Raw genomic sequence first — 11,926 nt, forward strand, 5'->3', positions numbered from 1 at the left:
GGTGTGCGGTCGGGGCGGATCGGGAAGGTCATCGTGCTTCCTGACCTCAGACGATGCAACGACCCCTAGAAACCACCAACTCGTACGCCACGTTGGCCGTTCCGGACCGCCGCCGGTCGAGTTGGCCCAAGTGGTACGCCCAGTAGGGCCAACTACCCGTACGAGTTTGGCCAACTCGGCGTACGACAACGGCCAACACTCGGGTTATCTGAGGTGGCTTGTGGCGTCGGCGAAGAACTGCTTGACCGCCTCGTCGATGCTCTTGCGGCCGAAGACGACCTCCTCGTTGAGGCGCTGCATCAGCTTGTACACCGCGCCGTCGCCCTTGGGCGGGGGTGGCGGGGCATCGCCCAGGTGCGGGTCCAGCGCGGTCTCGTAGTCGTAAACCTGCCGGTCCGCGCCCTGCAGGGTCTGCGCCACCTGGGCGCGGATCTTGAGGTTGGGCGGCAGGCCGCGGGTGGCGCCGAGGATCTTGCCCGCCTCCTCGTCGTTGAGCAGGAAGTCGACCAGCTTGAGCGCGGCCGCTTTCTGCTTGGTGCGGGCGAACACCGAGAGCAGCTGGGAGGGTTTGCGGTACTGGCCGAGCTGTTTCGGGTCGTCACTGGGGTAGGGCGCGAGTTTCAGCTCGCCGGGCCGGATCGCGTGGTAGCCGCCGAAAATGCTGTCGTAGCTGTGTTCGGTGGCGGTGCGGCGGCGGCCCAGCGGAGTTTGTTCCGGGCCCTGGTTGAGGCCGGAGGTCAGCTCCACGTGGTTGAACGCGCCCGCGGCCCGGAACCGGGCGGCCAGCTGCCAGAACTCGCGCAGGTCGGCCTCGCCGAAGGCGAACTGGCCGTCGGCGGTGTAGAGCTGTTTTCCGTGCTGCCGCAACCACATCTCGAAGACGTCCTCGGTCCCGGCGAAATCGGTTGCCCCGGCCACCTGGCCCTCGCTGAGCCTGGTCGCCTGGGCCAGGTAGTCCTGCCAGGTCCAGCCGAGTTTCGGCTCCGGGACGCCCTTGGCGGCGAAGGGTTTCGGGTCGTAGACGATGGTGGTGGCGTTCTGCGCGAACGGCACTCCGACCTGCTTGTCCTTGACCTTGCCGGAGCCGATCAGCCCCTGGTTCCAGTCCGCGGTGCGGATCTCCTTGCCCAGACTGGCCGCCAGGTCCAGCAGCACACCGCGGCCGGCGTACTCGTTGAGGTAGCGGTAGTCCATCTGGAGCACATCGGGCGGGTTGCCGCCCGCGGTCTCGGTGGCCAGCTTCTCCCAGTAGGCGCCGAAGGCGGTGAACGTGGTGTCCACCCGCACGCCCGGATTCTGCTGCTCGAACAGGCGGACCGCGCGTTCGGTGAGGGTGGCCCGGTCCTGGTTGCCCCACCATACGAACCGCAGCCTGGTTTCCCCGTCGGCCGCGCCGCCACCGCAGGCCGACAGGCCGAACAGCAGTGCCAGCACCAATAACAGTGCCTGTTTCCTCATAATCGAACCCCCAGATCGGTGGTGCGCACCGGTGTGCCGGTGACCAGGCTGCGGTTGGCCGCGAAGCCGGTCAGCAGCGAGCGCGCGCCGGCCAGGTGGTCGGCGCGCTTGCCGGTGGGATCCTCGGCGGCCGGGCCGAACAGGGCGGCGCACAACCGGCGGTCCGCGGTGGAGTGTCCTTCCTCCGCGGACATCGGCAGTTGCTGTGCTGGCTGCCAGAACTTGCGCAGCCACAGGCTGCCGTGCGGCTGCCCGCCCGGATCGGCCTCCACCACCTCCAGTTCGAGCCTGCCGTGGCTGCCGTTGACCATCACCCGCACGCCCTCCCACGGCGAGTAGGCGGTCAGGTGGTAGGTCAGGGTGGCCCCGGAGTGGTAGCGGGCGAGCACCCCGAGATCGTCCTCAATGGACACTCCGGGGGCGAAGACGTCCTGGTTCCGGCGGTAGCCGTCCTCGTGCTGGGCTTCCTGGTACAGCTCGCGCAGCCACGGGTCTTCGTCCAGCGACAGCGTGAAGGGGGCCGGGTCGTGACCGTGTCGTCTGGCGTTTTCCGGTCCGTAGAAGAACAATCGGCCCTGGGCGTAGACCTCGGCGGATTCGGAGTCGAGCCACCAGTTGATCAGGTCGAAGTGGTGGGTGGCCTTGTGCACCAGCAGTCCGCCGGAGTTGGCCTTGTCCCGGTGCCAGCGGCGGAAGTAGTCCGCGCCGTGCCGGGTGTCCAGCAGCCACTCGAAGTGCACCGAGCCGATCTCGCCGATCTCGCCGGCCGCGATGATCTCGCGGAGCCGCTCGAACACCGGCTGGTACCGGTAGTTGAAGGCCACCGTGACCTGGCCGCCAGTGGCCGCCACCGCGTCCAGGATGCGCTGGCAGCGCTGCGGATCGGTGGTCATCGGCTTCTCGGTGATCACGTCGCGGCCGGCGTTGAGCGCGGCCACGATGTACTCGTCGTGCGTGCTGTCCACTGTGGTCACCAGCACGGTGTCCACGGATTCCTGGTCCAGCATGGTCAGGAAGTCCGCGGCCGGGTACTCGGGCACGGGGTCCGCGCCGAGCCCGGCGAGCCGCCGGTTGTGCGCGGCCAGCCGGGTCCGGTTGACATCGGCCAGTGCCACCAGTTCCGCTGTCCCGGCGTGTTCGACGGCCAGGCCGTGCAGGAACGTGGCGGCCCGGTGGCCCGCGCCGATGAGTGCGTACCGCTTGCGGGTCAAGGCTTTCCTCACAGGTGGCAGGTGAGCACGGGGTCGGCGAAGTCGCCGCGGTCGAACTGCACGCCGTCGCCGCCGTCGGTGATCACCAGCTTGAGGTAGCGGGCGCCCTTGAGGTCGGCGGCCAGCTGCACGGCGTCGTCCCGCCAGGTGCGCAGGCCGCTGTCGGCGACCTTGCGGCCGTCGGCCCAGATCTCGAAGGTGGCCGAGCCGAGTTGCCGTTCGTCTCGTTCGTCGTCGATGCCGACGGTGGTGCGCAGGCTGTCGCAGCGGCCGTTGAGGTAGTAGGTGAGGGTGCTGGGCGCGTGTCCGCCGAGACCCTTGGCGAAGCGCTGGCCGTTGATGGTCAACGGTTTGCCGTCCTTGGGCCGGTAGCTGCCGTTGGACATGTCGCGTTCGATCGGGCCGTAGCCGCCGGATTCCACCGCCGAGCGCACGTCGCCGAGGCTGCTGACCGTGCCGGGCACCATCGGCGGCACGATGAGTTCCTGTTCACCGCCCAACTTCACCTTGTTCGCCCCGGCCCAGGCGTACTCCAGTCCGTTGTGCAGCTTGGCGAAACCGTCGGGGCTGGTGGCGGGCACGGTGACCTCGTAGATCGCGCGCACGGTTTCCCCGGTGCGCAGCAGCCAGCGGCGGTCGGTGCGCACCAGCCGGGCGTGCCACTTCGGCGGCACAGCCAGGGTGAGCTTGGGCTCGAAGATCGGTGTGCGGGCCAGGTTGGTGGCGAAGACGCCGACCTGGAAGCTGCGGCCGGCCGGGGTGAGGTTGGCCGGGATGCCGGGGACGGGCGAGTCCAGTTCCAGGCCGGTGCTGACCGCGGGCTGCTGCCAGGCCCAGTCGTGCCCGGCGGAGATCCGGTACATCGCGGTGGCGTGCGGCGGAACCACCGCGGAGACCTCGCCCGCGGTCTGGAAGTTCTTGTGCTGCCACAGGTCCCGCACCTTGTACCCGGCGCGCTGGGGCAGCCCGAGTTCGGCCGCGGTGGCCCCGATCTTCGCGGCCACCTCGGTCTCGTTGAACAGCGCCACCGCGACGTCGCCGTTGGCCAGTGGCTTGACGAAGGTCCAGCGACCGTCCTTGTTGGACAGTACCCGGCCCTGTTTGCCGAGCTTGTCCTGGTCGATCGCGATGACCTCGCGGTTGTTCAGGATGTCGAAGGTGGCCGGGGTGACCTTGCGCAGGTCGGCGCCGATCAGCAGCGGGGCGGCCATGATCGACCAGAGGCTGAAGTGCGAGCGGTACTCGGTGTCGGTCATGCCGCCGTTGCCGATCTCCAGCATGTCCGGATCGTTCCAGTGCCCCGGTCCGGCGTACTTGTCCAGCGGGGCGTTCTTCTTCAGGATGTCGACCATCTTGGCCCAGGTGTCGGTGATGTCACCGGTGGTGCGCCACAGATGCCCGACCTCCTTGCCCCACTCCCACGGCTTGTTCTCGCCCCACTCGCACAGCGAGTAGACGATCTTGCGGCCGGTTTTCTTCAGCGCGTCGCGCATCTTGGTGTAGCGCTCGATGGCCGGGCGGCCCTGGTTGTTGCAGTTGTCGTACTTGAGGTAGTCGACCTCCCAGTCGGCGAAGGTCTGGGCGTCGATCTCCTCGTGGTCCAGGCCGCCGGGCATGGTCTTGGCGCAGGTGACCGTGCCCGCGCTGGTGTAGATGCCCAGTTTCAGGCCGCGGGCGTGCACGTAGTCGGCCAATGCCTTGATACCGCTGGGAAAACGCTCCGGGTGGTGGGTGAGTCGTTTGGTCACCGGGTCCCGTTCCGGCGCGGCCCAGCAGTCGTCGATGTTGACGTATTCGTAGCCGGAGTCCTTGAGTCCCTTGCTGATGAACAGGTCGGCGGTGTCCCTGATCAGCTTCTCGTCCACCGCGCATCCGGTGGCGTTCCAGTTGTTGAAGCCCATCGGCGGGGTGAGCGCCTGCCCGTCCGGCAACGCCGCCGCCTGCTGCGGCAGCGCCACCAGAAGCCCGAGCACGGTGCCTGCCGCGCCGATCGTCGCGATCAGCTTGCGCGCCAACCTGTTCACCGCTACTCCCTTGCTGTCACTGGAGGATGTAACCCTTGTAGCCACGGATGAGCTGGTAGCAGTCCTTGAGTCCGGAGCTTTCGATGCTGCGGTAGATGCCCCACTTGGGGCGCAGGTAGTTCTTGTTGCGCCACATGTCCACCGCGGTGGTCCGGTAGTCCTGCACCACCCGGCCGCCGTCCTTGATCACCCAGCGCACGTAGCCGCCGCTGTTGACCGCCTTGACCTCGAACTCGATGTCGATCCACTTGTTCTGCAACGGGGTCAGCGGCACCGGGGCGTGCACGGTGTTGGCGTCGTTGTCCCGCAGCGTGAGCATCTCGATCTTGGGTCCGTTGCGCTCGCGCAGGGTCATGGTGATCAGCGGCCCACCGACATCTTGGACCTTCATCTGGAAGATGTGGCTGAACCTGGTGGTGGCGGTCAGCGAGCTGGGAATGTAGGTCTGGTAGGTGATCCGCCAGGTCTGGCCTTCCTGGATCTTGTGCAGGGTGCCGCCGCTGCGCATGCCCTTGGACTCGTTGCGCTGCCGGTCGGAGCCGTCGCGGTCCCTGGTGTGCATGTCGAAGCGCCAGTGGTCGGCCAGGGCGTGGATGTGCTTGACGCCGGGATGCGAGCCGGATCGGTCGTCCTCCAGGCCCTCGAAGGCCTGGAGTTTGTCCACGGCGGGGCTGGGGTTCCAGCGCAGTGCCCAGTCGGCGGGCCGGGGTTCGACCGCGCTGGTGTAGGCCGGGGCGGCCAGGGCGGGTAGCGGGGTGGCCAGCCCGCCGGCGGCCAGTGCGCCGAACGCGCCCAGTTTGAGGGCTTTCCGGCGATCAATACGTTGGGGTTCATCGGACATGGAAGTCCCCTTCCTCAGGCAGGGTTGGTGACCTTCTCCACTGTCACGGCGAACACGTGCGAGCGGGGTTTCGCGTTGGCGGACAGGGTGATCGCGCGCAGTCGCCGCGTGCTGTCGGCGGCGAGAACCTGGTGGAACACCGCGGCCCGGAGCGGGGCGGGCCCGGTGCGGGTGTGGATCTGGTTGGTGCGCAACGCTTCGCTCTCGCCGAAGGCCGCGGAGGCGAGCCAGTCGGTGAGCGCGAACTTCACGGGTGTGGCGGTGCCGTCGGTGTAGTGCAGGGTGACGGTGCTGTCGGTGTTGCCGTTGTCGCTGGCGCCCAGGATGTGCAGCCTGCGGTAGTTGCCCTCGGGCAGTTCCACGGTCTGACCGGCCGCGATGATGTTGTTCCTGGTGCCTTCGTGACCGTTGGTGAAGCGGAACGGCACGCCGTCGTTGGTGAGGGATCCGTTCTGTGGCAACGCGCCGGAGGGGTAGGTGCGGCCGGTGCCGTCGAAGTCGCCGTCGCCGAGGTAGAACTCGTTGGTGATGCCGTCGTTGGTGTAGAAGGGTTCCAGGTCGACGGTCACCATGTCGCCGCCGGGCGGCAGTGGCGGCAGACCCCAGGGCGGCGCGGGTGTGGTGACCTTGACCGGGGCGATGGTGAGATCGGGGCGGGCGCCCGCCGCGTGCACGATGACTTCCTCGCCGCGCCGCAGTTCGATCTCGATGGTGTTGTCCGCACCTTGCTTGTACCGGTGCGGGCGGCCGTGGCGGTCCCGTACGGCGAGGCGGCCGGGGATGCCGGTGCGCACCCGGCAGGGTTCGCCTGCCAGGCTGCGGATGCGCACGAAGTCGGTTTTTCCCTTGCGGCGCATCGCGCTGACCAGGAACGCGCCCTCGGTGCGGAAGTCGTGCAGGGTGACCTCGGCCCAGTCGCCGGGCACCGCGGGGAAGATCCGGATGATGCCGCCCCAGCTCTGGCAGAGCATGTCGTGCAGGGACTGCATGCCGGAGAGCGGGGTTTCGATGACCGGCCCGGCCTCGTAGTACATGGTGTTGGGCTGGAGGAAGCGGGCGACCAGTTCGCGCAGGTACTTCAGCGCGTCGTCGCCGCGGCCGAACTGGCTGGAGATGGAGGCGGCGCCGGTGAAGCTGTAGCCGCGCAGCGCGCCCTCGAAGCTGATCCAGTGTTTGAGTGAGCGGTCGATGAGGTCGCGGTGCTCGGGTTGTTCGGCGTTGACCAGGTAGAGCGGGTAGACCATGAGCAGGTGCGAGTAGTGCCGGTGCGATGTGGCGAACGGGGCGCCCGCGCCGATCATGAAGCCGTTGCCGTCGACCGGGTAGTCGACCAGCTTGTCCAGCACCTCCTGCCAGCGCGCGGCCAGGGGGTCGTGGATGCGCAGCAGCCGCACGGATTCGAGCAGGGTGGCGCAGCTCCAGCGGATCAGCGCGAGGTCGTAGTTGCAGTCCGGCGCGCTGCCGTACTCCGGGGAATACGTTGGTGGCAGGTGGAGTTTGCCGTCCGAGCCGGGGGCGAGGAAGTGCAGGTAGTAGTTCATCGCCTTGCGCAGCAACGGGTAGAGCACCTCGCGCAGCAGACGTTCGTCCATGCTGTGCCGGTAGGTGAGCCACACGTTGTGCAGCAGCCAGGGCAGGTCGCCGACCTCCGGGTCGGGCGAGAACTGTCCTGGCACGCCGACGAATCCGGCGTCGTCGAACTGGGCGTCGGTGCTGCGGCGCAGTCCGGCCGAATCGTGCCGGTACTCCGGGCGCAGGCCGTCGATGAGGGTTTGCCGGTGGGTGGCCAGGGTGCGCGGGATCGGGTCCAGTTCGGGGTGGCCGGAGCCGTGCACCGGCCAGTATTGCAGCTGGGCGTTGAGGTTCCACCACACCGAGGGCCAGGGCGTGGGTTCCAGCCAGGGTCCGGTGGTGGCCATCACCGGTCCGCTGGCCCGGGAGGCGCTGGCGAGTTTGTAGAGCTGGATCCAGTAGAAGCTCTGCAGCAGACCGTCCGGAATGGACAGGAAGCTGCGGCGATAGCAGTCGTGCCACCAGTTCCGGTGCTCGCGCAGCAGTTCGCCCTCGCCGGTGAGCGCGGCGCGGCGCACGGTGGTGCGGGCGAACTGCTCGGCGGTGGCGTCCGGGTGGGTGTGCGCGACCGAGAGCAGCAGGGTGGTCTCGTTGCGCCCCTTGGCTTCCCGGTAGGCGGTGGCGGTCTGACCACCCGCGACCATGGGTTGGACGACGGTCTTGAGGTCGCCCGCGGTGCGGAGTTCGGGTGGCGGGTTGCGGGTGAAGTTCTTCGGCGGTTCCTCGCGGATGGTGCGCGGACTGATCGCCTCGGCCGGATGGAAGGCGAGGGTGAAGTCCTTCTCCCCCAGGCTCGGTCGCACGGTCAGCCGTAGCAGCGACCGGACACTGTGGACGATCGCGCGGATCTCCAGGGTGCCGCGGTCGGTGGTGACGGTGCCGCGCAGTTCGGCCTGCCAGAGATCCAGCCGCAGATCCACGCCGGTGATCGTGCCGGCCGGGGTGAGCAGCAGCCTGCCCACCGGCAGCCGGGCCACCCCCCACTCGTTGCCGAAGGCCGGGCGGTGGTCCTGGACCTGGCTGTGGTCGACAGTGAAGCGCAGCGCGTTCGCGCCGGGTTCGCGGTAGACGCTGGTGGCCAGGAAACCGTTGCCCAGGAAGGGTCCTTCGTACCAGGTGCGCGGCAGCCGGGCCCAGCGCAGGTCCTGCGCGCCAAGGAATTCCGCCCAGGCGTGTTCGGAACGCATCCGGTCGCGCAGCCCAGCCCCGTCGGCGGACTCGGCGGCCAGGCTCTCCGCGGCCAGCGGCCCGGCCAGCGATCCGGCGAGTGAGCCCGCCACCGCCACCCCCAGGAAGCCCCGGCGGGAGATGCCCGCGGTCCCCTCGTCCATCGACACCATGTCCTCACTGTTCAAGCATGTAAACGTTGCTCAAAGATCGGATGTGTGACCGACCCGAGCGTAGGACGGGCCAAATCGGGCGTCAAGGCGCAGCCCCGGTTACGCCAACGGCAGGACAACGACTTCCTACCCTTGACAGTCCCTCTTGACCCCGGTGTGCTGGACGAACCGCCACCCACTCGCCGCCGCCGCTCTCAGTTGAGATCGGATGATTACCTTTACATCGAGAGGTGGACGACGTGATCACCACAACCCGCGCCCGCGGGCTGGTCCTCGGTCTGCTGCTGGCCCTGACCACCGCCCCCGCCGCCCCCGCCGCCCTCGCCGCACCAACAGCGCCGGATGACTGGTCGAAGGCGGTCGTGGACTCGACCATGAAGCGCCACACCCCGGCCACCCTGGGCGGCTGGAGCTACACGCGCGGGCTGTACCTGTACGGCCAGTACCTGGTCTACAAGCGCACCGGGGAGAAGAAGTACTTCGACTACATCAAGGCGTGGGTGGACCGCTTCGTCAACAGCAACGGCGAGATCAGCAACAACTTCACCAACCTGGACTCGATGCGCGCCGCCACCCTGCTGATCATCCTGCACACCGAGACCGGGCAGGCGAAGTACAAGAAGGCCGCGGACAAACTGCGCAACCGGTTCCCGGGCTACCCGCGCACCAGCGACGGCGGCATGTTCCACGCCGCCAGCAAGGTCGGCCAGCTGTGGGCGGACGGGGTGTACATGGCGCAGCCGTTCATCGCAGGCTACGCCAAGCAGTACAACGAGACCTACGGCTATGACGAGGCCGTGCGCAACCTGGCCGCCTACTTCAAGAACCTCAAGCGCGACAACGGTCTGCTGTGGCACGCCTACGACGAGGACGGCTCCGAACCCTGGGCGAAGAACCCCGGCCGCCACTCCGCCGAACACTGGGCCAGGGCCATCGGCTGGTTCGGCATGACCGCCATCGACATCCTGGAAGTCCTGCCCGCCAACCACCCCCGCCGCGCCGAGGTGATCGCCATGGTGCAACACCTGGCCCGCGGCTACCAGCGCTACCAGGACGCCGCGACCGGGCGCTGGTTCCAGGTCGTGGACAAGCCCACCGCCAATGGCAACTGGACGGAAACCTCCGCCTCGGCGATGTACACCTTCATGATCTCCCGCGGCGTCGAGCGCGGCTACCTGGACGCGAGCCTCAGCGCGGTGAGCCGCAAGGGCTACCAGGGCGTGCTGGCCAAGGCGAGCCTGGGTTCGGACGGCCTGACCAACATCAAGGACATCAGCGAGGGCACCAACGTCGGCAACCTGTCCTACTACCTGGCCCGCCCCCGCAACACCAACGACTTCCACGGCCTGGGCGCATTCCTGATCATGAACGAACAACTCCGCAAAACCGGCGCCTGACCTGTCCGCCGTGATCGCTGGTCCCTGTCGAGGGCCGGGACCAGCGATCACGGCGTTATCTCAGCTGAGCTACACAGTGGACAATCCGGGCAGCCCACTGCGTGATCTCCCAGTCACCCCGAGTAGGGTTACTGACTCTTGGTGATCAAAGGGGGCTCGCGTGACCGAAGCCGTGCACATCAGTCTGGACGGTGCCGACGAGGACGAGCTGCGGCGGCTGGCGTCATGGCTGCGCGACGAGGAGGAGCTACGCGGCCAGGTCAGCCTGTCCCATCAGCCGATTCGTCCTGGCGAGATGGGCGGCGCGATCGACACCATCGTCGTGCTGGTCACCAGCGGTACGGCGGCCGCGATGGTGACCGCGGTGTTCGACTGGCTGGCCCGCCGCAAGGAGGCTGGCCGGGTCACACTGCGCCTGCACGCCAAGGACGGCCGGGAACTCGAGATCGGGTGCGGATCCGCTCAGGACCTGGACTCGGTACTGGACCAGGTGACCAAGGCTCTCGGCAGCGGAGAGTGATCACCCATGCCGACCACCGCCGAACCTTCCCTATCCCGAGCGGTCCTGATCGGCACCAGCGAGTACGCCGACGATCAGGACCTGTCGAACCTGCCTGCGGTCCGGCACAACCTCAGTGATCTACTAGCCGCCCTGACCGATCCGGTGACCGGCATCCTGAACTGGGCGCAGTGCACTGTGGTCGACACTCCGGACTCGCCCAAGAGCATGCTGGTGCGGCTGGAGAAGGCGGCCAATCAGGCGCGAGACCTGCTGCTGGTCTACTACGCCGGACACGGCCTACGACACGACCAGCGCGAGCGGCTCTACCTCACTGTGCGGGAAAGCCGGAGCGACCAGTTGCTGGGCAGCGCCGTGCCGTTCGACTCAATGCGGGAGATCATCGAGAACAGCAAGGCGCGCACCAGGTTGCTGCTCCTGGACTGCTGTTATTCGGGGCTTGCGCTTGGTGCGATGTCCGGCGGGTCGATCGGCACCCGGGATGTCCTGGTGCAGGGCACGACCGTCATTACCTCGTCCCCGCGAAACAAGATCTCGCACTCACCTCTCGGCGAACGCAACACCGCGTTCACCAACGAGGTGATCAAGTTGCTGCGCAACGGCTCCCCGCTACCCGAGGAGCCGCTGACCGTGCAGGAGCTGTACCGCTCAGTGTTCACGGCCCTGGCCCAGCGCGGCCTCCCGTCCCCCAAGATGAGCAGCGGCGACACCAGTGGCGATCTGCTGCTCCGCAGGCCGCCTCCGGTGGTCGTGCCCCAGCCTCCCCTGGCTGAGCCACCGCCACCGCCCTTGCCATGGCCAGAACCGCCGCGGCCACCGGAGCCAGCGGTCGCACCGCCCGTTGCCGAGGCGCGGACGGACCTTCCCGAACCGACGACATCCAAGGACACCGGTGGGCGGGGCATACCGTCCGCGGCCGCACCTGTGGCGGAGCCTGTGGGCACGCCGTCGCCCGCGTCGCTCCGGACCTACCTGCCGGAGGCTGGTCGGCTGTTGGTGACCTTCCTGCTGTGGTTGGGGGTACTGACCTTCTTCCCATTCGGCATCGACAGTCTCGTCACCAGCGTCATTGGCAGCGCGGTGTCGACTGTCAGTCCGGCAGGCAGTGTCGGCACAAGCGTGTTCGCCTTTGTCGTCGTCGGACTCTGCGCGGGCGGCCTGTATCGCCGACACAGGCACCAGCAGCGGACCGACCGTCCCCGCCCGGCGCTTGCCGATGTCAATCCAGTGCTGGCCCAACGGTTGAATCGGGCAACAGTAGTCCTGCTCTTCGTGGTGATCGTGCTGCTGGCCATCGCCGTTATCGGGATCATGCAGACTCTCGGCCAAGACAGAGACCGCTCCTCCTCCCCCGGCGCGATCATCCTGTGGGCCGAGGGGTTCGGGGGCTGCGGCTACCTGCTCTACCGCCGCACCGCTCGACGCTCGCGAGGCGTCGCGACTCGATCTGCGTGACCACAGGACTGTTCCTGCGGCTACGCCGAATCTTTGCGTGGACGTGATTTCTCCGCTCCCACACACCGGATCCGCTGGGATAGCGTCATCGCTCTGGGTAGCCGACCG

At 67.9% G+C, this 11,926-nt stretch carries 8 protein-coding genes; 3 read left to right on the plus strand and 5 right to left on the minus strand.

The window, feature by feature from the left end; translation table 11 throughout:
- Window positions 1-204: 204 nt before the first annotated feature.
- The 5 genes from MZC64_RS45030 to MZC64_RS45050 are packed head-to-tail and all read right to left on the minus strand — an operon-like array spanning window position 205 to window position 8,437.
- A complete protein-coding gene (locus MZC64_RS45030) occupies window positions 205-1,458 on the minus strand; it encodes an ABC transporter substrate-binding protein (RefSeq protein ID WP_247765673.1) in 1,254 nt (417 codons plus the stop codon).
- Complete coding sequence (locus tag MZC64_RS45035; protein ID WP_247765675.1) at window positions 1,455-2,681, minus strand: Gfo/Idh/MocA family oxidoreductase; 1,227 nt, start codon at window positions 2,679-2,681, stop codon at window positions 1,455-1,457. The genes MZC64_RS45030 and MZC64_RS45035 overlap by 4 nt, the downstream gene beginning before the upstream one ends.
- The gene (locus MZC64_RS45040; RefSeq protein WP_247797795.1) at window positions 2,678-4,693 is read right to left on the minus strand and encodes an NPCBM/NEW2 domain-containing protein; all 2,016 of its coding nucleotides are present in this window, start codon (window positions 4,691-4,693) and stop codon (window positions 2,678-2,680) included. The genes MZC64_RS45035 and MZC64_RS45040 overlap by 4 nt, the downstream gene beginning before the upstream one ends.
- 16 nt (window positions 4,694-4,709) lie before the next feature.
- Window positions 4,710-5,534, minus strand: a complete 825-nt coding sequence (locus MZC64_RS45045) for a polysaccharide lyase (RefSeq protein WP_247765699.1) — start codon at window positions 5,532-5,534, stop codon at window positions 4,710-4,712.
- A gap of 14 nt (window positions 5,535-5,548) precedes the next feature.
- Window positions 5,549-8,437 (minus strand): glycoside hydrolase family 95-like protein, encoded by a 2,889-nt coding sequence (locus tag MZC64_RS45050; RefSeq protein ID WP_247765701.1) that lies wholly within the window; start codon window positions 8,435-8,437, stop codon window positions 5,549-5,551.
- Between the two features lie 248 nt (window positions 8,438-8,685).
- Between MZC64_RS45050 and MZC64_RS45055 the strand changes: the two genes are divergently transcribed.
- The 3 genes from MZC64_RS45055 (at window position 8,686) to MZC64_RS45065 (ending at window position 11,818) form a co-directional block, all read left to right on the plus strand.
- Complete coding sequence (locus MZC64_RS45055; protein WP_247765703.1) at window positions 8,686-9,843, plus strand: glycoside hydrolase family 88 protein; 1,158 nt, start codon at window positions 8,686-8,688, stop codon at window positions 9,841-9,843.
- 160 nt (window positions 9,844-10,003) lie between these two features.
- Complete coding sequence (locus tag MZC64_RS45060; RefSeq protein ID WP_247765705.1) at window positions 10,004-10,363, plus strand: hypothetical protein; 360 nt, start codon at window positions 10,004-10,006, stop codon at window positions 10,361-10,363.
- 6 nt (window positions 10,364-10,369) lie between these two features.
- Window positions 10,370-11,818 (plus strand): caspase family protein, encoded by a 1,449-nt coding sequence (locus MZC64_RS45065; RefSeq protein WP_247765707.1) that lies wholly within the window; start codon window positions 10,370-10,372, stop codon window positions 11,816-11,818.
- Window positions 11,819-11,926: the final 108 nt, after the last annotated feature.

Origin of the sequence: Crossiella sp. S99.2 (assembly GCF_023094165.1) — a bacterium.
Taxonomy (GTDB): Bacteria; Actinomycetota; Actinomycetes; order Mycobacteriales; family Pseudonocardiaceae; genus Crossiella.